The following is a 23,701-nucleotide window of genomic DNA, read 5'->3' as shown; positions in this document are numbered from 1 at the left end:
AAATATATGGCTTAAACTACTTTTCCATGATTAAAAAATTAAAACTGCATATTGTAAGTTTCGAGTAAATTTTCTATACTGAAATATCTATTGCCGTCTAAATAATCAATATAAGGAACTCCTCTTGTATCAATTGTATTAAACAGTGTACGTACATAGCCCTTTTCTATATATTTCTCATCTTCTATTTGTAAAACAGGGACTGTATACTTCATCTGCTCCGTTCCACTTACAGGTGTCTCTTCCTCGACTTCATGCAAAAATCTATCGGATTGAAGTAACCCATGATAGGCATTCACTAACTCAGCTTGGCTAGAGATACGGTAATCATCCTTTCCGCTACTCGCTACTTCCTTCATATCTACATCAATATAAAGCATGCCCTTAATTCTTGGGTAAATCTTTGGAATCGTATCATAAAAGTAATTTAAAGTTTCAGTAGCTTCTCCTACTTTATACGTATGATCTACACGTGAAAAATGAGAGACTGCAATTCCAGAGAGCATCATAGGCTTACTAGTCTGAAAGTTTTTATACCAAAAGTCTAGCCCATCCCCTAAAGAGAATTCATAACGCTTACCATTTTGATATCTTGGTATATACACATTAAGCCCTACCCAATCTACCATGTGGTCTCCAGGATAATAAGTCATACAGTCATAAACTGAGTCTGCACTAATACTCCATACGACTACTGACTCTGGCAAATACCTTTTAATGAGCTTATAGGCTCTTTCATAATAATTCTTATAATTCGAAGGATCCTTCACAGAACTATCTACTGGATAAAGCTCAATAAACACAGGCATACTATAACGTGTCTTAATATCGCTAATCATATGATAAATAGGATTAATATCATAGTCCTTAGTTGGGAGTACTTTAATATAAGGTACTTGCTTATCTGCCAGACATTCTAACATTTGCCTACTCGTTACATCTGAAGCAGTCCTATACTGCATGACACGAATAGCATGCTTTTGCCCTGTCACTTGTTCAAACTGCGTCATACTATAATCAAGTTCAATATTATCCTCTACATAAGCACCGATATAAATGCCGTCTGCTGGCTCTAGCTTGCTATAATCTATTTGTTTAGGTAGATATAAGTCTACTAATTTTTCTGTAACGTCTAGCTCCATTAAAGCTTCCGTAGTCAATTCAGGCTCACTCACTACCTGATTGGCACACCCTGTTAAAAAAGCAGTCATTAAAAAAATCCCTATGAGTGTTTTCTTCATCTTTCTCACCTCATAAGGATTATGGACAGCTTTTCAATTTTATATACTTCTTTTAGATGCAATATACCTGGATAAAGGCTTTAAATAATTCAGATATAGGCCCCCTTCTATAAAAATCTCCATATTATCTTGAAAAGCTGTATAGGGAATAGACTTACGTCCTCCACTTACTGATGCATCATAGTATTTACGTACTTCATCTATCATAAATAGGAAATAACGATCGTATTTTTTAAAGTACACAATAAGGAAGGCCTCACCCCCTTGCTTCACAAAGTCTTCCATAAAGGTAATTTGATGGAGATGAATATTAGCTAGCGGCAGAGATTCTTTTGTAGTCTCTTTCGCATCAAAACAGAGTGGAACCCCTTGTGCTACCCCTATGTAGTCAACTGTACTTTTTTGGTCAAAATAAGCCAGTGTAATAACACCTTTTCCCTTATCAATATTAATAGGCTTAATGGGCGTAGGAACCTTCTGAATTAAAGCCAAATTTTTTTCTCTATAAAGATCATTTGTTAGATTAATCGTTTCTTCTAGAACGCTTCCCCTAAGACCACGTGTATTCCAATATCCCATTTGTTTCCTCTTTTCTTGATTTTTTGTAATTATTTGGTAAAATAAAATTAAGTTCATTAGATTGGGGGGGCTTTATGTATTATGTTCTTTTTATTATAAAATGTCTATTTACAAAGTTCAATTTCTTTCGTCTTACTTCCAATGAAAAAGCTTTGGTCCTTAAAAGAAACCACCTTTATTTCGCTTCTGGGTTACTTTATATGAAAAACAAATCTTATCAAAAGGCCATTTACTGTCTTGAAAAAGCTCATGCCTTTAAGCAGCTTATGGTGTGCTACGAAAAATTAGGTGCAACTTCCTGTGCTATTGGACTAGCTGAAGAACATGGTTATTATAAACAGGGTGCTCTTATCTGTATGAAACATCATAACAAAAAAAAAGCTGCTTACTTCTATAGTTTCACGAAACCACTTTATGCTGCTAAGCTGTATAAAGAATGTGACTGTTACTATGAGGCAGGTATAGCTTATATGAAAACTTATCAATTTCTTCAGGCTATCGAATGTTTCTATAAGGCGACTGACCCTCTTCAGAAACTGGACGGGCTCAGACAAATTGAAGAAGTTGCCATTGTACTTTATCTAAGTAAACAATATGAAGATAGCCTTAAGCTCTTTGAAGCACTTGGCGATTATTACTCTGTTTTAGAATGTGCTAAACGCTGCAAGAATACTGAGCTTGTTAGAAGACTGCAAGAACTTATTGCAACTTATGAAGCACATGAAAACAACTATCTAACAGCAGCACATTACATAGCTTCCTTAAATATGGATAGGGCAAGACTTTATTACTATTTAGATCAATCTTCCAATGACGCTCTTAAACTTGCTATTGATAAGGGTAATTATTTTAGTGCACTTAAAATTTGTTTTAATACGAATAATTTACCCCTTGCAAAACAAGTGGCGAAACTCTATGCATAGAGCTTCGCCACTTTAACTACCTATTAGTCCTTCACCTAAGCAGATTTCACTATAAATCTTCGGTGCTGCCACAGTAAAGACACGGTTTTCCATATATTCAAATAAACTTTCACAAAGTTCAAATTTAATCTTATATGCACAAAGTACCTGATAACAAAGGCCATAACGATTTTTAAAATACTCATTTTCAATGGCATCTCCATATTTTGGATCCCCAATAATAGGATGACCAATCTGACTTAAGTGTGCACGAATTTGATGTGTTTTACCTGTTACAAGTTGTACTTCTATTAAAGTATAACGTCCATTTGTCTGAAGTGGTAAAATACGCGTTTCTACAGGCTTAGCCCCTTCTATATAGTGGTCTACAATTTTCACTTCATTTTTGCCAGGTTCTTTATAATGGTAACCTTTTAATACAATAGGCTCTGTAATACGTCCTAGAACAATACTCATATAGTATTTAGAAATTTGCTTTGTCTTAAGCATCTGACTAATTTCTTGCGTTGCTTTAAGGTGTTTCCCTACAAGTACAATCCCTGCTGTATTACGGTCAAGTCTATTACAGGGTGCTGGTGTAAAACCTTTAGCCATTTTAACGTTATAAGAACCATTTGCGGTTAAATGATAAATCACTTCTTCAGCAAGACTATGTCCATCCTTCTTATCTTTTTGTGTTAATAATCCTAAAGGCTTATCTACAATAAGAATATTTTTATCTTCATAAACAGTCTTGAAATGAATTGGACTTTCTTTAATTTCCTTCTGCTCTTGCAAACTTACAATTTGTTCGTCATGAAGAAACAATTTAATCTGATCATCTTTTACCAGAATTTCATTACCTTTTGGTTTCTTACCATTATATTTAATTTTGTTTGTTCTCATAAATTTATAAAGGAGGCTCTTGGGACACTTATTTAAATACTTTAATAAAAACTTATCTAGTCTTTGGCCTTCTTCATACTGGGTTATAGCCATTTCTCTCATGATGTACTCCTATTTACATTAACATCCCATCAATTATCTTGATTGTATTTTCTAGTGCTTCACCAACTTGACACGCATCTTTTTCTATTCTAATGGTAGCATTTTTTATAGTCTTACCATTTTCCGCATAAATAAAATGTAATTTACTATTTTGAATACCTTTATTTCCAAGTCTTAATGCTAAGATGGGTTTAGCTTTTTGAATGATCTCTTTATTTTTACTGATAAAATAGATACTTTTTGTTGTAACAATAATATGTTCAAAATAGAGTGTACAAGTTGTATCCGGTATAATGGCACTATGATAAAGCCCATAATGACCTTTCATCTGCTCAAGTAGTGCCGCTTGCTTAGGGCTTGGATCTTTATACTTTGCAAAAGCAAAAAAACGTGTAATATGTAGGGCAAGAGGTAAAACAAGTACTGCCGCCACTACTGTAAAATAACTTGAACGTGTATCTAGTAATAAAATACCTGCTCCCATTATTGCTATAATGACACCTGCCCATATTACCGCTTTTATGAAATGATTTTTTTTCTTCTCTGCAATATAGTTTTTCTTTTGTTTGACCATTTTTATCCCCCTATTCGGCGTAAATCATTTTTACCGTCATTCCGCCATCAATTACAAAGTTCCCCCCTGTAATAAATCCTGCATCTTCACTGCTTAAATAAAGTACTGCCCTTGCTATATCTTCTGGTCTTCCTACCCTACCTGCTAAATGTTGTTGATGATCCCTCTCTCTTAATGCTACAAATTTTCTGTCTTTCTTTTTCTTCCATGCATTATCTTCAATCCACCCCGGACTAATAGCATTAACTCTTACCTTTGGTCCTAAACTTGCTGCAAGTGCATGCGTTAAAGATAGGAGAGCTCCTTTTGAAGCCGCATAAGCTTCTGAATTTGGCTCGCTCATAAGTGCTTTTGTAGACGCGATATTCACAATACTTGCGCCTTCACTTATCATATGAGGTGCGCAGTATTTGCTACAGATATAAGCCCCTGTTACATTGACACGCATAACCTGTTCAAATGCCTCTACAGATACATGAAATAGATTACCATTAGTGGTCACTTCCGCATGATTTACTAAAATATCTATTTTTCCATAACGCTCAGCTACTTTTAAAGTCATATTTTTAACAGACTGCTCATCTCTTACATCCGTTCTTATAAATAAAGCTTCGCCGCCTGCCTCTTTAATGTTTTCTTCTACTTCAAGCCCTGCTTCTTCATCTATTTCAGCAATAATGACTGTTGCATGGTATTTTGCAAATTCTGTCGCTACACATGCACCAATCCCTTGACCTGAACCTGTGACAACGACGATTTTATTTGAAAAATCCATAGCACACCTCCTACCTCCGTTTAGTGCTTTAATGTTTATTCTATCAAAAAAAAACGTGTCTGAAAAGAATCTCTTAGCAAAAAAACACATAAGTCTTAAGAAACTTATGTGTTTTTTGCTTTATATCTTAAATTTTTAAGGTTTCTTCAAATAAGGCCTCATTTTGCGGAATACTTACTGTATTACCAAATACACAGTATTGGTCTTGCTCAAGTACTTTTTTAATAGGTTCCGCAAAGCTTCTAAGGATTTCATTATCTACATTAAAGATATCATCTCTTATACTTTGAATGTCTTCTTTTGTCGTACCAACTAAAGCATAGACTTGAGCTGTATAACCTTCTGTAGATGCTGTATAAGGGAAGTCCATACTGCTAATTGTACCAATTAAATATTGCAACAATTCACGTTCACTTAATTCTAATGATGCAACATACTCTGGAATCTGTCTGTAAATATCTAATGTTTTCTCAACATTAGGATCACGATAAGATACAAAGAACATATTACCGCTCTTTCTGAAATCTGCAAAGCAACCATAAGCCCCATTTTTCACACGAACTTCATTCCATAAATAATCCATAGAAAGGATAGATTTAAGAAGTACAAGACCACCATGATAATCAAAACCTAATTTTTTAAAGTTATATCCCATGGCTACATAATTCACATTCCCCGGATAGATAAGTCCCATTTTCATAGAATGTGATGTAAATGGTATTTTGTGCTCTACTATTTCTTCTTCCTCAAGCTTACTTAATGCATCATACGTACAATCCATACACTCTGTAACACGCTCTTCATCTACTGTAAGTCCTATTGTATAGCGTTTGCGATTCATAAAGAACTGGTAAGCTTCTTTAAGATTTTCTATAACTTCATCTTGTTTTGCATCCCAGTTCTCATCAATTTCACGAACTGTTTGATAGAAGCTTAACCCTTTTGTCGTTTCATCAAAAGCTTCTGCTGGTGAAAAACTGGATAAAAGCATACTATAAGCAATCTTATGCCCTTCACTGCTTAATGACATCTCCATCATAGATTTCATTTCTTTAATAATCTCACGGATACGATTGCGGTCTTCAAATAAAGTTTCATTCATAATGGTATGAACCAGTTTTACTTGGTCTTTTAGTTCATCAATAAGGGCTTTTATCTTCACTACAAACATTTTTTTGTAAGCTGCTGGATTTTTTACGTCATGCATAGACTGAATATGGAATTCAATACCACCTAAGTGCTGGTCAATGGCCATAGATAAGTCTTCATAATCATAAGAAGCTGTATCTAATTTACTTAACATCCCTACCAGCATACCTAAATAAGGAAGACTTTTATCTGGCACACCTTCTAAATTGATAAAGTAATTAATATACGCAATTTGATTTGTAAAAATTGGTGTAATAATATAGGATGTTCCCTCTTTCTGCCTTGTTTCATAACGTGGGAACATAGATTCTTTATCTAATTCTTCTTTTTTAAGGAGTGGAATACTTAAAAGTGCCTCAAGACTATCTGGTTCTTTTTGCATCTGATTGAAAGCCCGTGTCTTTTCTACACAAGCTTTAATTTGTTCTGGTGTCCAACTTGCTTTAATAGCTTCTAGTTTCTTCTGTACTTTTTCTTCTATAGCTGCATCTAATCCTACTTTAGGATGAATCATCATTTTAACATGATGGCTATTGTTTAAGAGGTATTTTTCAATAAGCTCTTCAAAGTAACCTGTATCTTTTTTAGCTTGAAGAGAATCGATAAGATCCTCATATCTTAAATAGATATTAGGGTCTTCATCATAAATCCAGCTCTTCATAGTCCCTATATAATAGAGCAAGCCTTTGGAGTAACCTTTAAAATCACCTTCTCTTAATTCAAATTCTTTTACTTGAAGTGCACCTTGAAGAAGTGACTTTGGTATACCTTCTTTAACTAAAGTATGAAGTGTTGTATCAATGACTTCATAGAAGCGTTCTTTATTTTCTTCACCTACATTTTTAGCCATTACACTAAAGATAGGCTGTTTAAGATGAGTTTGGAAAGCACCAAATACATCTTCTCCTATCCCCGCTTTAATGAGCGCCTTTTTAAGTGGAGATGCTGGTGTTTCTAGTAGTAAGTATTCTAATATAGATAACCCTACCATAAGTTCACGGTCTACTGTCTCCCCTACTACCCAGTTTGCAGATACATAAAGTTGATTTGGTCTATCCTCTGCTACAGAGTAGTAAGTATCTACTACCTTAGGTGTATCAAAAGGCTTCTGCATAGCAACTTTTGAGTCTACCTCTTGGTATTCAAAATGAGATAAGTATTCTTCATCTATAAAGGTTAAGACTTCTTCAATATTCATATCTCCATATAGCCCAATGTAGCTATTAGATGGATGATAGTACTTTTTATGGAAGGCTAAAAAGTCTTCATAAGTTAAGTCTACGATAGCCTCTGGTGCACCACCTGACTCATTGTGATAAGTGGTATCTGGGAAAAGGGCTTCTTTAATTTTTCTAAACCCTACCTCTTCTGGAGAAGAAAAAGCACCTTTCATTTCATTATAAACAACCCCTTTGTATTCTAGTGGGTCATTTTCATTTTCTAAATGATAACGCCAACCTTCCTGCATAAGGATATAATCATTCTTATAAATGTTTGGGAAGAATACAGCATCTAAATACACATCCATTAAGTTATGAAAATCTGCATCATTCTGACTTGAAATTGGATAAATCGTTTTATCCGGATAAGTCATAGCATTTAAATAAGTATTTAAAGAACCTTTTGAAAGCTCAATAAAGGGGTCTTTAAGCGGAAATTTTCTAGAACCACAAAGGACAGAGTGTTCGATAATATGAGCTACACCTGTACTATCATGAGGAGGTGTTCTAAAAGCAATCCCAAATGTTTTATGAGGATCTTCACTTTGCATATAGAGAATCTTTGCTTTTGTACAGTCATGCTCGTAAAGATGAACATTACTATCTATTTCTTTTATATATTCAGTGTTTAAAAGGGTATATCCTTTAACCTTCTGTTCCATTACATTCTCCTTATTTTTAAATTTTTATTTATAAACTTCAGTTTATCATTTTTCTATTGTCCTTGCAAGTTGCGCATAAGCTGGCTAACCGTTACAAATTCTACGTTTTTAGCCTGTAACTGGCTAATCATAGACTTCAGTGCCGCTGCAGTATGAGGACCTTTCTCTGGACCTACATGACCAATTACAACGGCATAACCTTTTTCTTTCGCGACTTTATAAGCTTCATTTAAGCGCTCTACTACATAACCTGTACTTGGTGTATTATCTAGAAAAACATCTCTTACCAAATACGGTGTATGTCTCTCAGTAGCAATTTCCTGTGCAACCTTATTATCATAAGTTTTACTATCTACAAAGTAAAAACCTTTTTCATTAGCAAAGTCCATAAGTGTTCCTACTACATTTTTACTTTGCATTGCACGAGATCCCATATGATTGTTCATCCCTACTGCATAAGGGATTTCTGTCATAGATTCTTCTAATACCCCTCTAATCTTTTCACTACTCATTCCTGAAGTAATTCCTTTTGGCCCAAGCCAGTTTGGTTTCCCCTTAATAGGTTCAAGTGGTACATGCAAAATAACTTCCTTACCTGCATCATGAAGTTTTTTAGCATCATCCTTTGCAAAAGGCATACCTGGAATCACAGCACCTGTAAGTGGAATAGGTAATTTTGCAATTTCTTCTGTTCCTGCCATTTGATTACCAAAGTCATCAATAATTATAGCTATATATACTTTTTGATTCTGAACCTCCTGTGCATATAGTGGGCATACTAACCCCATTAATAAAATAAATGCACTTACTAAACTTTTTATGATACGTGTTGTTCTTTTCATATTGTCGCCTCTTTTTTCACATTATGTTTTAGTATGTGTCTTTAGGCAAAAAAAAACACTTGTTTTAAACAAGTGTTTAATGTGCTAAAAATTTTTCTCTACATTCCCAACTACAGAAGAAATATTCTACGCCATCTTTTACAATGCGATAAGCATCTTGCTTAAGAATTTCTTTGCCGCATATAGGGTCTGTTACTAAATCTTTTGCCTTTTCTTCAGTGCCTACTTCAGATAGGTTTGGCACATTTTCTATAATTTTAATCTCTCCATTCACAATGGAGATGCCTTTGATATTTGGATTATCTTTATGCATTTTCATAATTTTTCTTATCTTAAGCGTATAGCGTACTAAGTTAAATAAACTGATTAACATCATAATAAGAAAAATATCTAATATAAAATCAAAAACAACCATTTGACGGATCCTTTCTATTTAGAAATAATGCCATTATACCTAAAGAATGTGAATTTAGTTTGAATATGTAAAGGCTTCTTCTAAATCTTCAATGATATCTAATACATTTTCAATTCCAATACTTAAACGTATCATAGTTGGACTAATACCAGCTGCTTCTAACTCTTTATCACTCATTTGTCTATGTGTAGAGCTTGCAGGGTGAAGTACAGCTGTTCTTGCGTCTGCTACATGAACAACAATGGCTGCAAGTTTTAAATGGTCCATAAATGCTACAGCATCTTCACGACTTCCTTTAATACTAAAAGAAATAACACCACTTGCCCCTTCAGGTAAATATTTTTTAGCTTTTTCATACTGACTATCCCCTTCTAAAAGTGGATAGCTTACACTTTCAACTTTCGGATGATTTTTAAGGAACTGTGCTACCTTTAAGGCATTTTCACTATGTCTTTCCATACGTAAATGTAAGGTTTCAAGACCTAAATGAGTGAGGAATGCATTTTGAGGACTCATACAATTTCCCATATCTCTTATAAATTGTACCCTAGCTTTTGTAATATATGCAGCATTGCCAAAAGCTTTTGTATAAGTTAAACCATGGTAAGAATCATCTGGCTCTGTAAAACCTTTAAATTTGCCATTTGTATAATCGAACTTGCCACTATCTACAATAACACCACCAACACTCGTAGCATGCCCATCCATATATTTTGTAGTAGAATGAGTTACTATGTCTGCCCCATGTTCGAACGGTCTACATAAGTATGGTGTTGCAAAAGTATTATCTACTACAAGAGGTATACCATAACTATGTGCAATTTCTGACCAGTAAGCAATATCTAATACCACTAAAGCTGGATTAGCAATTGTCTCTCCAAAAATAGCTTTTGTATTTGGTTTAATAAGTTTTTCTACCTCTTCTTTTGTGGCATCGGGAGATACAAAGCTTACCTCTACTCCTAATTTCTTAAAAGTAATAGCAAATAAGTTATATGTACCGCCGTAAATAGTATTAAGGGCAATAAAATGGTCCCCTGCTTCACATAAATTAAGCATTGCTACCATAGATGCTGATTGGCCTGATGATGTACATAAGGCTCCTACACCACCTTCTAAAGCTGCAATTTTATTTTCAAGCGCTTCTACTGTGGGATTACTGATTCTAGAATACATATGACCTGGTACTTCAAGGTCAAAAAGCTTTGCAACATGCTCAGTTGAATCATATTTATAAGTTGTGCTTTGGTAGATAGGAAGTACTCTAGGCTCCCCGTTGCCTGGTTTGTATCCTTCTTGTATAAGTTTAGTTTCAATTCTCCAGTTATGTTCCATTTTTATTCCCCTTTTCTTTTGTATCAAACTCTACTTAGATATATTTTAGGAAAGATTTATCTTCATCTTCTTCAGTATTTGATTCATCTTCTTCATACTCATCATCATCTTCTTCATCTTCATACTCATCATCTTCTTCATCGTCTTCTTCATTTGCTGAATCCTCACTACGTTTTGCAGCTTCTTCTGCAGCTTTAATATGAAGTGTGAAGTTCTTTTGAATGAAGAAAGAACAAAGTGCCATTGTTAATACAGGTGTAATTAAAAGCATCATAGGAAATGCAATACTTGCTACCTGAACTAAAAGTGCAATACCTACCATAATAAGACTTGATGCAAGATGTTTATGTGCAAAAACAAAGCCTGTTAAAAAGATGCTAAAACCTTTCATATGGAAACGTGACAAGATGGCAAACACATAAAGTGTTAATATGGATGTTTCAAGCACTAAGAAAAGTGCAAATCCTGTAAACAGGAATGAAACTTGTCCATTATAAGCCACTAAAATCATACGGTATAAAAAGCATGAAAGCCATAAAACACCTATTCCTAGCGTAATTGGAATAGAGACCTTAAAGTTTTCTTTGAAACTTTTAAAAAAGTCTTTTGTTACATAGACATCTTCACCTCTTACCTTTTTCCCATACACATAAAAAACTGCTGTTGTAGATGCTCCTATTGAAATAATAGGTAAACTACACACAATCCAGTAAAACGTTAAAATGAGCAGATCAGCAATTTCCGTTCCTATACGGTATACTGGCCCGTCTAAATCAAATAGTTTCACTTTAAAAACCTCCTAGTCATTCTTCTTACTGTGAAGTGATAGTATCATTATACTATATATCATAAGCGAATCATATGTAGAAATTATAATTTGAATGTTAATAAAAATAATACTTGAAATTTAATTTTTTTAATGTATAATTATACATAAATAATCATATATATTATTTTATATTACTATAGGGGGTATTCATTATGAAAGAAAAAGTGGTTTTAGCTTATTCAGGTGGTTTAGATACATCCGTCCTTATTCCATGGCTTAAGGAAAACTATGACTATGAGGTTATTGCTGTATGTATTAATGTAGGGCAGGATGCAGAACTTGTAGGCCTTCGTGAACGTGCACTAAAAATGGGAGTAAGTAAAGTTTACGTAGAAGATGTGAAAGATGAATTTATGGAGGAATATGTATTTCCAATGATTCAATCTGGTGCTATCTATGAATCTAAATATTATTTAGGTACTTCTATTGCACGTGCTGTTATCGCCAAAACACTTGTAAAAATTGCATTAAAAGAAAAGGCTGTAGCTATTTGCCACGGCTGTACAGGTAAAGGCAATGACCAAATTCGTTTTGAATTAGGTATTGCAGCACTTGCGCCTCACCTTAAAGTTATTGCACCATGGCGTATCTGGGATATTTCTTCACGCGAAGAAGAAATCGCCTATCTTGAAGAACGTGGCCTTGAAGTTCCTATGAAGAAAGAAGACAGTTATAGCCGTGATCGTAACATGTGGCATATCTCTCATGAAGGGCTTGACTTAGAGGACCCTTGGAATGCACCTCACTATGAAAAACTTCTTAAACTAGGTGTTTCTCCAGAACAAGCGCCAGATGAACCAACTTTTATCACTCTTACTTTTAAAAACGGTGTACCAACACATTTAAACGGCGTCGAAACAAGACCTTCTCTTCTTCTTGAAAAACTTAATGAGCTCGGGGGAGCAAATGGTATCGGTATTGAAGATATTGTAGAAAACCGCGTTGTAGGTATGAAATCTCGCGGTGTTTATGAAACACCAGGTGGCACTATTCTTTATAAAGCACATGATGAACTTGAACACCTTACACTTGACCGTGAAACTTACCGTTATAAACAAGAAGTTGCGCTTCAATACGCAGACCTTATTTATAATGGCAAATGGTTTACACCACTTCGTGAAGCTTTAGGTGCTTTTGTTACAAGCACCCAAAAAGTCGTAACAGGTGAAGTGAAACTTAAACTTTATAAAGGAAATATTATTCCTCAAGGTGCTTCTTCTCCTTACTCACTTTATAGCGAGAACTTAGCAAGTTTCACAACTGGTGATCTTTATAATCACCATGATGCAACAGGCTTTATTAATCTTTATGGACTTCCACTTAAAGTGCGTGCACTTATGGAGGCCGCTCATCAAGAAGACAACTAGGAGGATAGAACTTATGAAACTTTGGGGAGGGCGCTTTGCAAAAGATACAGATGCTTTAACGGATCATTTTAACTCCTCTATCTCTTTTGATGCAAGGCTCTATAAGCAAGATATTTTAGGAAGCATCGCTCATGTTATGATGCTTGGCAAACAAAACATTATTAAAGAGGAAGAAGCTGTTACGATCAAAGAAGGCCTTCTTAGTCTCCTTCAAGATATAGAAGAAGGCTATGTAGAATTTAATGTTAAGGCTGAAGATATTCATATGAATATTGAAACACTTCTTATTCATCGTATTGGTGATGTAGCCAAGAAAATGCATACAGGTAGAAGCCGTAATGATCAAGTAGCTCTTGATATGCGTCTTTATGTCATGGAAGAAATTTTAGCTATTAAAGATATGCTTCACCACCTTATGAGCGTTATTACAGATATAGCCAATGAGCATACTGAAACTATTATGCCAGGCTATACACATCTTCAGCGTGCACAGCCTATTACTTTTGCCCATCACTTAATGGCTTACTTTGAAATGTTTAAGCGTGATTATAAAAAATTAGAGTTTACTTATGAGATGACAAGTAGCCTGCCTCTTGGAAGTGGTGCACTCGCTACTACCACTTACCCTTTAGACCGCCAAGCTGTTGCAGATGCACTTGGCTTTAAAGAAGTCTGTGCTAATAGTATAGATGGTGTATCAGACCGAGACTTCTGTATAGACCTCTTATCTAATTTAAGTACTATGATGATGCACTTAAGCCGCTTCAGTGAAGAAATTATCCTTTGGAGTAGTCATGAATTCCACTTTATTGAACTTGATGATGCTTACAGTACAGGTAGCTCTATTATGCCTCAGAAGAAAAACCCTGATATCGCCGAGCTTGTACGTGGCAAATGCGGCCGTGTGTATGGCGATTTAATAGGTCTTTTATCCACTATGAAATCCCTGCCTCTTGCTTATAACAAAGATATGCAAGAAGATAAGGAACGCACTTTTGATGCTATAGATACGATTAAAATGTGTCTCCCTATCTTTACAGCTATGCTTCAAACTATGACTGTATGTAAGGAAGCTATGTATAAGGCAGCTTCAGGTGGCTTTACCAATGCTACTGATGCAGCCGATTATCTTGTGAAGAAAGGATTGGCTTTCCGTGATGCCCATGAGGTTATTGGTAAACTTGTCCTTCATTGTGTTACGCATAGTACTGACCTTGAAAATCTTTCTTTAGAAGCTTATAAGGCTATTCATCCAATTTTTGAAGAAGATATTTATGAGGCTATCCGTCTTACAACTTGCGTTAATGAAAGACGTGTTAAAGGTGGGCCAAGTAAAGAAGCTGTCTTAGACCATTTAAAAGCCGCTCATGCTTTTTTAGAACAATCAAAATGAGTGCATAAAAAACGAGAGAAAGTTATCCCATAACTTTCTCTCGTTTTTTTGTTCTTAAATCAAAATAGTTTAAAATCTCATCTAGATAATATTCTATAATCTCTAATACTTTATAAAGGCCTTCATTATTAAGTGGAATAAGTTCCTGCCACCTATTATAAACTTGGAGTGCCTCTCCTCTTGTAGATGCATTATAAAATTTTACAAGAAAATCCTTTATATCATAACTGAATCCTAAATCACTACCTTGCACAAACGTTGCTGCTACTTCTTCCATACAATATAAAGCATCCTTGCCAAACAGTCTAGTCAGAAACTGATAAACCGTTTCTTTATTAATAACAATCAGCACCTTTGGTTTTAAAACATAGATAATTTCGATATAAGCTTCATTAAAAGGCACTTCTATATAATCAAGTGGTTCATTGTAAAACCTAAGCCAGTGATAAAATTGTCCCAGTTCTGTATCATATAAAGTTTGTAATACTTCTTCTGTACCTATATGAGTAATGGTTAGTTGATGATAAGCTGGATCCTGTTGTATCCTTAATCCTTGCATCGACTCACTCCTTTATTTAATTATTTACATACTTTCTAATAATTAAACAAATAAAGGAGTATTCTTAAGAACCTTTATAGAGAAACTACCTTCCTAGAACTCCATGTATAAATCACTGATACTTTTACCTCCCATTATCCCCCTCCGAATTCCCATTTATAATGAAAAAGTCTCCTTCTTTAGTTTTTTTCTTTTTTTAATACAGTTATTGCAAGAGGTGGGATTTCTATTACAATATGCTGACTTTGATTGTGCCATGGTGCATCTACCGCTACTACATGAGTATTTAAAACGCCACTTCCTCCATAAATAGGATGGTCACTATTGAGTATTTCTTTATAAGTACCTCTCTCTGGCACACCAATCCTATAACTATGCCTTACTTCAGGTGTAAAGTTGACTACAACAACTAAATAATCTTCTTCTTTTTTCCCTTTACGTATAAAAGAGACTATACTTTGGTCCCTATTATCGCAGTCAATCCACTCAAACCCATCATAGGTATCATCTAACTGCCATAAGCTCTTTTGTTCTTTATAGAAAGTATTTAAGTCTTTTACAAAACGTTGCATCCGTCTATGTGGTTCATACTGTAAAAGCCCCCATTTAAGTTCTTCTTTTTCTGTCCATTCATTAGTTTGAGCAAAGTCATTTCCCATAAAGAGCATTTTCTTACCTGGATGTGTAAACATATAACCATAGCATACACGTAAGTTGGCAAACTTCTTCCACTCATCGCCTGGCATTTTATAAATCATCGGGCTCTTACCATGTACAACTTCATCATGAGATAAAGGTAAAATGAAATTTTCACTAAAAGCATACATTAAACTAAATGTAATTTTATTATGCTCATACTTTCTAAAAAGAGGATCCATCCCCATGTATTTAAGGTAATCATTCATCCATCCCATATTCCATTTAAATCCGAATCCAAGTCCTCCCTGATCTACAGGATGTGTGACACCAGCCCAATCGGTAGACTCTTCCGCAATCATCATAATACCTTGGAACTTTTCATAAACTACCGTATTAAGCTGCTTTAAAAACGCAATGGCTTCTAGGTTTTCCCTGCCTCCATTACGGTTTGGAATATAATTTCCACCTTCTCTTCCAAAATCTAAATAAAGCATAGAAGCTACAGCATCTACCCTAAGCCCATCAATATGATATTGACTAAACCATGAAAGTGCACTATTGATAAGGAATAAACATACTTCCTTTCTTCCATAATTAAAAATTAACGTGCCCCACTGTGGATGATTAGCCTGTTCAGGTAAAAAATGTTCATACAGTGCCGTCCCATCGAATTTTTCAAGTCCAAATGCATCCTTAGGAAAATGTGCAGGTACCCAGTCTAAAATAACACCTATTTTATTACGATGCATTTTATCTATAAGGTATTTAAAATCATCAGGTGTACCATATCTACTCGTTGGTGCAAAGTAACCTGTTACCTGATAACCCCATGATCCATCAAAAGGATGCTCTAAAATGCCTAATAGTTCTATATGGGTATAGCCCATTTCCTTAATATAATCCGCTAACTCATCTGCAAGCTCTCTATAAGTATAAAAGTTTCCATCAGCATGCATTTTCCATGAACCTATATGTAACTCATAAATAGACATAGGGGACCTATGCCATTCTTTTTTCATTCTACTTTCTAACCACTTTTTATCATGCCATTTATAACTATCCTGCGTATAAACCCTAGAGGCTGTATGAGGTCTTAGCTCACTTCTTGTAGCATAGGGATCTGCTTTATAAAGAAGTGTGTCATCCTGTGTTTTAATTTCATATTTATAGCAGCTATCTACTTCAATCTCTGGTATAAAGATTTCCCAAATACCATTTGTCCCTAGACATCTCATACTATGTCTTCTACCATCCCATAGATTAAAGTCTCCTACTACACTCACACGTTTGGCATTAGGCGCCCATACTGCAAAAGAAACGCCTTTTACCCCTCCTAATGTAGTAAAATGTGCCCCTAGCTTTTCATAAAGTGTATAATGCTTCCCTACTTCAAAAAGTCTTAAATCTTCCCCTGATAAAAAGCTTTCAAATTGGTAGGGGTCAATATAATCCCATTTATTTCCCTGTTCATCTTCGCAAAATACCCTATAAATGAATCTATGTTTTCTACGTTGCAGTACACAAAAAAATAATCCTTCACCAACTGGCATTAATTTATATTTTTTTTGCTTATCCCCTACTGGTGCAATACTTATACTTTTAGCATCTGGTCTATAAATACATACTGTTAGTTTCATTTTTTCATCTATTGTATATTCATGTAAACCAAGTAATTGATGAGGATTTTTAGATTCGCCATTTAAGAGAGCTTGTCTCTTATCCTGACCGATTAGATTGAATTGTTCCATTTTTCTACCCCCTTTATATTATTTTAATTGACTATGGTAATAATTTCAAGAAAATAAACCATATTTTTACAAATACCTTAGAATTAGGCTTGCATGTTATATAGAAATTGTATATTCTTAATAGAGTATGACTTTGAAAGGAGATTTTTATGGACAACAATCAAAAATCTATATTTGCAGCTGTTTCCTATTCATATATTTGTATGATAGATGATTATTTAAATGTACTTAAAAATCCTTGTACTTCTTCTTTCCAATACTTTGATGAAGACGTATCAGGCATTTTATCTGACTTAAAAACACTCTTTACAACACTTCCTAGTCTTTTAGATGGCGAAAGTGAATTTAAAGAAACTTATGCTCAAAATTTAGTAGACTACCGTAAAACTCTAGAAGAGAAATTCCGTAGTTTAAGTGCTTATAAACGTGAACTTATGCATCTTACTTCTCTTTACAATCTTAAAAGCTCTATTAATGAAGCAACTTATGAAGATTACCATCTGACAGAAGAAGATGCTAAAAATATGGACTTTAATATGCTTGCTAAAGACTGTAGTAGCTTTGTCTTCGCTGAGAAAGTCCCTCACAAACGCCAAGACCGTGCAGCAAGCCTACTTCCATACGTTCCAATGCGTATGACTAAAGACAGCTTCTTAGCTTATGTTGAGAAGAGCCTTCAAAAAATTAACATTGAAGATACAAAAGAAAATGCTGAGTTTTTAACAAGTATCCTCCTTCAACTTTTTGATGGACAACTTTATGAAAATTACGGATTAAGCTTTGTAGATATTAGAAGAAGTCTTGAAGAACTTCAACTCATTGAAGACCCTGAAGAATTCTTCGAAGAAGCCGATCTTACAAATGAAACTTTAGATTTTGCTATTGATTTACTCCAAAATCTTTATCATATGATTTGTTCATTTAGTAACTTACTTATTTTTGATGCACTTTCTTTCGAAACCCTTACAGATCTACATGTAAGCTTCTATGACTTATACTGTACAATTCAAAACATCTTAACAGATTCAGATGATAAAGATATCTTCCTTGAAACACTTCCTGAACGTGTTGGAACCATTAAAGAAGAGTTAAATGGACTTTATAAAAAAGCTTGCAAAACAAAAGAGATCGATCCACTCTTTGTACTGATGCAAACTTACCTAAGCATGTCTGTTCATCATGTCTTTGGATTTGATGCTGGTAAGCATGAGCCTTATAGCCAAGAAGTACTAGAGGTACTTAAAGACTTTATGAGTGATTTACGTACAAGACTAAATACGCTTGCTCCTATCCCTCGCAAATTACGTATGCAATACTTTATGTCTGTTGTGCCTTTCATTATGAATGAACAAACTTTCTATAACTATATTATGCAAGGTTTTGAAAATGTATCTGATCCAAAACGTAATCTATTCACTATGATGTACTTAAGCAATGTCCTTGAAGAAAAGGGCTTCTTTGATACATTAAGCGGCGTGGATCAAGATGGCTATGTACCTTATGATTTTGAAGATGATTACTATGATGATTCACCACTTTACGGTATGGAGCATGATGACCACTGTGGTTGCGGACATGACCATCACCATCATGAAGAAAATCATAAATGTTGCGGTGGACACCATCACCATGACACCCATGAGTGCTGCGGCGGGCATCATCACGATGATGATCACGACTGTGGGTGTGGACATCACCACCACTCATAAATTAGAAAAACACCCTATAAGTAGCAGGTTATCCTCCTTCTTATAGGGTGTTTTTTATAATCCTATTTAATCTCTAAATTTGATAAAATCTTCGCCCATTTCATCTATAATCGCAAGTGACTCAATACGTATACCTTGTTCACGGAGTGCATCTCCACCACCTTGGAATCCTTTTTCAATTGCAATCCCTGCACCTACAAGTGTCGCTCCTGATTGTTTAATGATATCTAATAATCCAATAAGTGCTTTCCCATTTGCAAGGAAATCATCAATAACAAGTACTTTATCTTCTGCTGATAAGAATTTCTTACTTACACGTACCATATATTCCTTTTGATGTGTAAAAGAATAGATTGGACTTGTATAAAGATCTCCATCTAAGTTACGTGATTCTGACTTCTTAGCAAATACAACAGGCACATTAAAGTGTCTTGCAACTATGCAAGCAATCCCTATACCTGATGCCTCAATTGTGACAATCTTTGTAATTTCATCTTCTTTATAACGCTCTTTAAATGCCTTTCCCATCTCATCAAATAGATGAATATCCATCTGATGATTTAAAAAGCTATCTACCTTTAATACATTCCCGCTTTTCACACGACCTTCTGTTAAAATTCTTTGTTTTAGTTGCTCCATGATTTTTCCTCCATTAGTAATCTATTCCAGTCTAATTTTGTGTCTATATCTATAAGTTCGTTCTTATCGCTTACTTCAAAAAGGGTTACATCAGCTAAATGTTTCTTCAGCACTTTTTTACCTCCCACATCTCCTTTCAGCTGCATAAGTTCTTCTTTATAGCAGTTACTAAAAATAACAGGATTACCTAATTCCCCTCTATGGGAAGCACATAAAATACCTGTTTGATTGTCCTTGTAAGTGTTAAGCATATCCGCTATTGTCTCTTTTTTTAAAGCAAGCTGGTCTGCAACTATAAAGCAATAAGCCTCACATTCACTACTTAGTTGCAAACCTAATCGTATAGAAGTACTTATCCCTTGCTGTGCATCTTTATTGATTAAAATGTTGAACTTTAGTCTTTCATCTATAAGCTTATAAGTCTTTTCATTCGTTACAACGTAAACTTCTTCAAATGGTAGTTCTTTTAACTTATTCAAAAGATAATTAAGGACCGTTTGTCCTTTATAAAGTTTCGCAAGCTTATCATCACCAAAACGTGTGCTCAAACCCGCTGCAAGTACAATAGCATGGATACGCATTTTATTCACCGCCTAATATAATTTTTTCAGGGGTAATTGGCAGTTCTCTCACACGTACACCCGTTGCATTATAAATAGCATGTGCAATAGCTGGACAAGGTGTATTAATAACAACTTCACCAATCGATTTAGCCCCAAAAGGTCCTGTTGGTTCATAAGTACTTTCAAATGCTACACTTATATTCCCCACATCTAACCTTGTTGGAATATTATGCTGCATAAAGGTGTTATTACGCATCTTCCCTTCTGCTGTATAAGTAATATCTTCATAAAGTGCCATGCCAATTCCTTGTGCAATTCCACCTTCTGCCTGTATTCTTGCAAGACTTGTATTGATGACTGTTCCACAATCTACAACTCCTACATAATCAATCATTTCAGTGTGTCCTGTTTCAGTATCTACTTCTACCTCAGCAAAACCAACCATAAAAGGTGGTGGTGATACTGGACTTGAATGCGATGCTTGAGCAATGAGGCAATCATGCTCACCTACTACTGCATTTTGAGCAAGTGTATCTAAACTAATCGTTACCGTACCTTCCTCATTACTAATTTGGTGACCTTCAAAGATTAACGCTTCTTGTGCAATACCTAGTTGAAGTGCTGCTTCTTTTAGCATTTTCTCTTTAAGTTCTTCACAAGCTTTAATAACACTCATTCCAGTTACATAAGTTGTACTCGATGCATAAGAACCCGTATCATATGGAGATTGGTCTGTATCTACGCCATTTACAACAATTTTATCTAAATCACACTCTAAGCATTCTGCTGCCATCTGTGCAAGGATTGTGTCACACCCTGTTCCCATATCTGCTGCACCGATAAGTAAGGTATAGAACCCATCATCATTTAAACGGATCTGACTTGATGCAATATCAATATTCGAGATACCTGAACCTTGCATGGTCATAGCCATTCCAACGCCCCTTACCTTATGGTCATCTACTCTATAACTTGGATATTTTTTATCCCACTCAATCATCTTTTTACCTGTCTCAAGACATTCTAAAAGCCCACAGCTTTGAAGAATCTCACCATAGTAGGCTTTAATACTTTCGCCTACTTCTAACATATTGAGTTTACGCAAAGCAATAGGATCCATATTAAGTTCTACAGCAAGCTCATTCATAGCAGACTCTAATGCAAAAGTACCTTGCGTAGCACCATATCCTCTAAATGCGCCTGCAGACATGGTATTACTATAGACAACGTCACAGCTGAATTTAAGTGCCTCTGCTTTATTATAAAGTGACATGGTTTTATGCCCTGATAGGCCAACTGTTGTAGGTCCATGCTCACCATAAGCACCTGTATTCGATAAAGTGTACATCTCAATCCCTTTAATATGACCTTCTTTATCTGCTCCTATTTTAACAGTAATCTTCATTTCATGACGACTTGTAGAAGCCATAAAAGTCTCTGTACGTGTAAAGAATAGACGTGCTGGCTTGCCTGTCTTAAGTGTAACAAGTGCTGGATAAGGCTCACTTACTACGGTTTGTTTTGCTCCAAATCCTCCTCCAATACGTGGCTTAATAACACGTACTTTACTCTTTGGCATATCTAGTGCACGTGCTAAAATACGTCTTACATGGAAAGGAATTTGTGTTGCTGTTACAATATTAAGTCGCCCATTATAGTCTAAATAAGTATAAGTCTTAAACGTTTCCATCATAGCTTGGTTGTTTGCTTTTGTATGATATGTACGTTCTAGTACAACATCTGATTCACTAAATGCCTTATTTATATCCCCTACTTCAAAACCTTCTTTACAACAAATATTACGTTTTACCTCATTACCAATATCAAAGTTTACATGATAATCTTCTTCTGGATGAATACATGAAGGATGATCTATAGCTTGTTCAAAATCAAGAACAGGCTCAAGTATTTCATATTGTACTTTAATCAGCTTAAGTGCACGGTCAACAGCTTTTTCATTCTCTCCTGCTACAATAGCAACAGGATCACCCACATAACGTACATATTTATCTAAGATTAGCCTATCATAAGGACTTGGTTCAGGGTAAGACTGACCGGCCATAGTGAAGCGTTGTTGTGGCACATCTTCATAAGTCAAGATACATTCTATCCCTGGTACTTTAAGTGCGATATCTTTTTTAATCTCTAATATTTTTGCATAAGCATGTGGACTACGTAAAAGTTTTACAACAAGGCAGTCACTTGGTGCTAAGTCCTCCGTATAAACAGGCTTTCCTGTTACAAGCGCTTTTGCATCTAATTTTATAATAGGTTGATGAACTGTCTTCATGTTATGCCTCCCCATTTTGACTCATGTATTTTTTAATGGCACGTAACTGTCCCATATAACCTGTACATCTACATAGATTTCCTGATAAATAAGCTTTAATTTCCTCATCTGTTGGATTTTTAAGCTCTCTTTTCATTCTTAATACATTCATAATTAGACCAGGACTACAATAACCACATTGCTCTGCTCCTTCACTTGCAAGCATCATTCCAAAAGCTTCTGCTTCATCTTGTAAGCCTTCTAAAGTTGTTACATGTTTTCCATCAACACGCATAGCAAGTACACTGCAAGAAAGTACTGCTTTTTCTTCTACCCATACTGTACAAAGCCCACAATTACTTGTATCACAACCACATTTTACACTTTTATAGCCTTTATCTCTTAAGTAGTTAAATAAAGTCATATCTGGTGCAATATCATCTTGAACTAATTTTCCATTAACCCATACTTTAATTTTCATGTCTTTCCCCCTCTAGTAACTAAGTGTTTTTAAAGAACGTTTGATAAGCACTTTTGCAAGATGTTTACGATAAGTTTCACTTGCTCTCATATTTGACCCAAAGTTCAGTTCTTCTATTACTTTATGTACTGCACTTTCTATCATTTCTTCACCAAGTTCATCTCGTGTATTTAAATAATGCATTGCCTCATAGGCAAGTGCTGCTTTACTTGGCCTAGCACCTACAGAGATTTTATAGCCCTTTTGACCTTTCGTAACAGCCACAGCTAAAACTGGAAAATCTGTATGGCTCAAACGTTCTGTCTGATAAGTCCCCTTTATCTGTTCTTTCTTAATAATTATTTTAACAAGAATATCTTTTTCATAAGATGTTTTAATAAAATCTTCTAAAGATAGAATCCCCCCATGATAAAGTTCTACATAAGTATCTAGGGCAAGTAGTGCTGTAAGTATATCAGAAAACCCAAATCGGCTGTAAATGCTTCCTCCAATAGTTGCACAGTTTCTAAACTGTACACCTACTATATCCTTCACACTTTCAGCAACTATCCCTGAAAAATATTCATTCATAAGGGGATGTGTTTCAATCATCCTTAAGGAACACATTGCCCCTATTTCTATAGCTTCTTCATTTTCTACAATTTGATCTAATCCTAATTGACTAAGGTCAATACCTGTATGGATTGTTTGGCTCCCCATTCTCATCCATAAAGTACCCCCTAGAATCTTATTACTTTTATTTTTCCCTAATAAGGCATACGCCTCTTCTAGTGACCCAACTGTTACATAATTTGTCATTGTGA

At 35.0% G+C, this 23,701-nt stretch carries 21 protein-coding genes; 4 read left to right on the top strand and 17 right to left on the bottom strand.

Annotated features, from left to right (window positions below):
* Positions 1-38: 38 nt before the first annotated feature.
* Both H8718_RS00960 and H8718_RS00955 read right to left on the bottom strand, forming a co-directional pair.
* Positions 39-1,241, bottom strand: a complete 1,203-nt coding sequence (locus H8718_RS00960; RefSeq protein ID WP_177671147.1) for a glycosyl hydrolase — start codon at positions 1,239-1,241, stop codon at positions 39-41.
* A 39-nt stretch (positions 1,242-1,280) separates the two neighbouring features.
* Positions 1,281-1,820 carry a Holliday junction resolvase RecU gene (locus H8718_RS00955; RefSeq protein WP_177671148.1) on the bottom strand — a complete coding sequence of 180 codons (540 nt, stop codon included), beginning with the start codon at positions 1,818-1,820 and terminating at the stop codon, positions 1,281-1,283.
* 200 nt (positions 1,821-2,020) lie between these two features.
* On the opposite strand from H8718_RS00955, the gene H8718_RS00950 reads away from it, so the two are divergent.
* Entirely contained in the window at positions 2,021-2,743 is a 723-nt protein-coding gene (locus H8718_RS00950) for a hypothetical protein (protein WP_177671149.1), read from the top strand.
* Positions 2,744-2,755: 12 nt separating this feature from the next.
* Here the strand turns inward: H8718_RS00950 and H8718_RS00945 are convergent, their stop codons facing one another.
* The 8 genes from H8718_RS00945 to H8718_RS00910 all read right to left on the bottom strand — a co-directional run bounded on the left by H8718_RS00945 (position 2,756) and on the right by H8718_RS00910 (position 11,489).
* Positions 2,756-3,730 (bottom strand): RluA family pseudouridine synthase, encoded by a 975-nt coding sequence (locus H8718_RS00945; protein WP_249331178.1) that lies wholly within the window; start codon positions 3,728-3,730, stop codon positions 2,756-2,758.
* A 13-nt stretch (positions 3,731-3,743) separates the two neighbouring features.
* Positions 3,744-4,304, bottom strand: a complete 561-nt coding sequence (locus H8718_RS00940) for a hypothetical protein (protein WP_177671151.1) — start codon at positions 4,302-4,304, stop codon at positions 3,744-3,746.
* Between the two features lie 10 nt (positions 4,305-4,314).
* The gene (locus tag H8718_RS00935) at positions 4,315-5,079 is read right to left on the bottom strand and encodes a glucose 1-dehydrogenase (RefSeq protein ID WP_249331177.1); all 765 of its coding nucleotides are present in this window, start codon (positions 5,077-5,079) and stop codon (positions 4,315-4,317) included.
* A 127-nt stretch (positions 5,080-5,206) separates the two neighbouring features.
* A complete protein-coding gene (locus H8718_RS00930) occupies positions 5,207-8,110 on the bottom strand; it encodes an insulinase family protein (protein WP_249331176.1) in 2,904 nt (967 codons plus the stop codon).
* Between the two features lie 53 nt (positions 8,111-8,163).
* Entirely contained in the window at positions 8,164-8,952 is a 789-nt protein-coding gene (locus H8718_RS00925; RefSeq protein WP_177671154.1) for a divergent polysaccharide deacetylase family protein, read from the bottom strand.
* Positions 8,953-9,028: 76 nt separating this feature from the next.
* Positions 9,029-9,367 (bottom strand): YHS domain-containing protein, encoded by a 339-nt coding sequence (locus H8718_RS00920; RefSeq protein ID WP_177671155.1) that lies wholly within the window; start codon positions 9,365-9,367, stop codon positions 9,029-9,031.
* Positions 9,368-9,421: 54 nt separating this feature from the next.
* On the bottom strand, positions 9,422-10,702 hold the full coding sequence (locus tag H8718_RS00915) for an O-acetylhomoserine aminocarboxypropyltransferase/cysteine synthase family protein (RefSeq protein WP_249331175.1): 1,281 nt from the start codon (positions 10,700-10,702) through the stop codon (positions 9,422-9,424).
* Positions 10,703-10,736: 34 nt separating this feature from the next.
* On the bottom strand, positions 10,737-11,489 hold the full coding sequence (locus H8718_RS00910) for a YesL family protein (RefSeq protein WP_249331174.1): 753 nt from the start codon (positions 11,487-11,489) through the stop codon (positions 10,737-10,739).
* 194 nt (positions 11,490-11,683) lie between these two features.
* Here H8718_RS00910 and H8718_RS00905 point away from each other — a divergent pair, with 194 nt between their 5' ends.
* Positions 11,684-12,898, top strand: a complete 1,215-nt coding sequence (locus H8718_RS00905) for an argininosuccinate synthase (RefSeq protein ID WP_249331173.1) — start codon at positions 11,684-11,686, stop codon at positions 12,896-12,898.
* A 13-nt stretch (positions 12,899-12,911) separates the two neighbouring features.
* Positions 12,912-14,291 (top strand): argininosuccinate lyase, encoded by a 1,380-nt coding sequence (gene argH, locus H8718_RS00900; RefSeq protein WP_249331172.1) that lies wholly within the window; start codon positions 12,912-12,914, stop codon positions 14,289-14,291.
* A 22-nt stretch (positions 14,292-14,313) separates the two neighbouring features.
* On the opposite strand, the gene H8718_RS00895 is transcribed toward argH, so the two are convergent.
* Together H8718_RS00895 and glgB are read right to left on the bottom strand one after the other, a co-directional pair.
* Positions 14,314-14,850, bottom strand: a complete 537-nt coding sequence (locus H8718_RS00895; protein ID WP_249331171.1) for a transposase — start codon at positions 14,848-14,850, stop codon at positions 14,314-14,316.
* 179 nt (positions 14,851-15,029) lie between these two features.
* Positions 15,030-17,237 (bottom strand): 1,4-alpha-glucan branching protein GlgB, encoded by a 2,208-nt coding sequence (gene glgB, locus H8718_RS00890; protein WP_249331170.1) that lies wholly within the window; start codon positions 17,235-17,237, stop codon positions 15,030-15,032.
* Positions 17,238-17,386: 149 nt separating this feature from the next.
* On the opposite strand from glgB, the gene H8718_RS00885 reads away from it, so the two are divergent.
* Positions 17,387-18,946 (top strand): hypothetical protein, encoded by a 1,560-nt coding sequence (locus H8718_RS00885; RefSeq protein WP_249331169.1) that lies wholly within the window; start codon positions 17,387-17,389, stop codon positions 18,944-18,946.
* 66 nt (positions 18,947-19,012) lie between these two features.
* Here H8718_RS00885 and H8718_RS00880 read toward each other — a convergent pair whose 3' ends face one another.
* From H8718_RS00880 to H8718_RS00860, 5 genes are read right to left on the bottom strand one after another with little or no spacing between them, the layout of a single operon-like run.
* The gene (locus H8718_RS00880) at positions 19,013-19,585 is read right to left on the bottom strand and encodes a xanthine phosphoribosyltransferase (RefSeq protein ID WP_249331168.1); all 573 of its coding nucleotides are present in this window, start codon (positions 19,583-19,585) and stop codon (positions 19,013-19,015) included.
* Positions 19,573-20,166, bottom strand: a complete 594-nt coding sequence (locus tag H8718_RS00875) for a nucleotidyltransferase family protein (protein WP_249331167.1) — start codon at positions 20,164-20,166, stop codon at positions 19,573-19,575. The genes H8718_RS00880 and H8718_RS00875 overlap by 13 nt, the downstream gene beginning before the upstream one ends.
* Before the next feature lies 1 nt (position 20,167).
* Positions 20,168-22,438, bottom strand: coding sequence for a xanthine dehydrogenase family protein molybdopterin-binding subunit (locus tag H8718_RS00870; protein WP_249331166.1), 2,271 nt, complete (start codon positions 22,436-22,438; stop codon positions 20,168-20,170).
* Position 22,439: 1 nt separating this feature from the next.
* Entirely contained in the window at positions 22,440-22,898 is a 459-nt protein-coding gene (locus tag H8718_RS00865) for a (2Fe-2S)-binding protein (RefSeq protein ID WP_177671166.1), read from the bottom strand.
* A 12-nt stretch (positions 22,899-22,910) separates the two neighbouring features.
* Positions 22,911-23,696, bottom strand: a complete 786-nt coding sequence (locus tag H8718_RS00860; RefSeq protein WP_283246124.1) for an FAD binding domain-containing protein — start codon at positions 23,694-23,696, stop codon at positions 22,911-22,913.
* Between the last annotated feature and the right edge of the window lie 5 nt (positions 23,697-23,701).

This window comes from Zhenhengia yiwuensis, assembly GCF_014384995.1.
GTDB lineage: Bacteria > Bacillota > Clostridia > Lachnospirales > Cellulosilyticaceae > Zhenhengia > Zhenhengia yiwuensis.
Note: the sequence above shows the minus strand (reverse complement) of the source record. Positions and strands in the feature narration are given on the sequence as shown.

Coding starts and splice junctions, on each gene's coding strand:
- H8718_RS00950 (WP_177671149.1), top strand. CDS start 2,021: ATGAAAAACAAATCTTATCAAAAGGCCATTTACTGTCTTGAAAAAGCT.
- H8718_RS00865 (WP_177671166.1), bottom strand. CDS start 22,898: ATGAAAATTAAAGTATGGGTTAATGGAAAATTAGTTCAAGATGATATT.
- H8718_RS00880 (WP_249331168.1), bottom strand. CDS start 19,585: ATGGAGCAACTAAAACAAAGAATTTTAACAGAAGGTCGTGTGAAAAGC.
- H8718_RS00915 (WP_249331175.1), bottom strand. CDS start 10,702: ATGGAACATAACTGGAGAATTGAAACTAAACTTATACAAGAAGGATAC.
- H8718_RS00925 (WP_177671154.1), bottom strand. CDS start 8,952: ATGAAAAGAACAACACGTATCATAAAAAGTTTAGTAAGTGCATTTATT.
- H8718_RS00870 (WP_249331166.1), bottom strand. CDS start 22,438: ATGAAGACAGTTCATCAACCTATTATAAAATTAGATGCAAAAGCGCTT.
- H8718_RS00860 (WP_283246124.1), bottom strand. CDS start 23,696: ATGACAAATTATGTAACAGTTGGGTCACTAGAAGAGGCGTATGCCTTA.
- H8718_RS00875 (WP_249331167.1), bottom strand. CDS start 20,166: ATGCGTATCCATGCTATTGTACTTGCAGCGGGTTTGAGCACACGTTTT.
- H8718_RS00885 (WP_249331169.1), top strand. CDS start 17,387: ATGGACAACAATCAAAAATCTATATTTGCAGCTGTTTCCTATTCATAT.
- H8718_RS00960 (WP_177671147.1), bottom strand. CDS start 1,241: ATGAAGAAAACACTCATAGGGATTTTTTTAATGACTGCTTTTTTAACA.
- glgB (WP_249331170.1), bottom strand. CDS start 17,237: ATGGAACAATTCAATCTAATCGGTCAGGATAAGAGACAAGCTCTCTTA.
- H8718_RS00940 (WP_177671151.1), bottom strand. CDS start 4,304: ATGGTCAAACAAAAGAAAAACTATATTGCAGAGAAGAAAAAAAATCAT.
- H8718_RS00955 (WP_177671148.1), bottom strand. CDS start 1,820: ATGGGATATTGGAATACACGTGGTCTTAGGGGAAGCGTTCTAGAAGAA.
- H8718_RS00935 (WP_249331177.1), bottom strand. CDS start 5,079: ATGGATTTTTCAAATAAAATCGTCGTTGTCACAGGTTCAGGTCAAGGG.
- H8718_RS00930 (WP_249331176.1), bottom strand. CDS start 8,110: ATGGAACAGAAGGTTAAAGGATATACCCTTTTAAACACTGAATATATA.
- H8718_RS00895 (WP_249331171.1), bottom strand. CDS start 14,850: ATGCAAGGATTAAGGATACAACAGGATCCAGCTTATCATCAACTAACC.
- H8718_RS00945 (WP_249331178.1), bottom strand. CDS start 3,730: ATGAGAGAAATGGCTATAACCCAGTATGAAGAAGGCCAAAGACTAGAT.
- H8718_RS00905 (WP_249331173.1), top strand. CDS start 11,684: ATGAAAGAAAAAGTGGTTTTAGCTTATTCAGGTGGTTTAGATACATCC.
- H8718_RS00920 (WP_177671155.1), bottom strand. CDS start 9,367: ATGGTTGTTTTTGATTTTATATTAGATATTTTTCTTATTATGATGTTA.
- argH (WP_249331172.1), top strand. CDS start 12,912: ATGAAACTTTGGGGAGGGCGCTTTGCAAAAGATACAGATGCTTTAACG.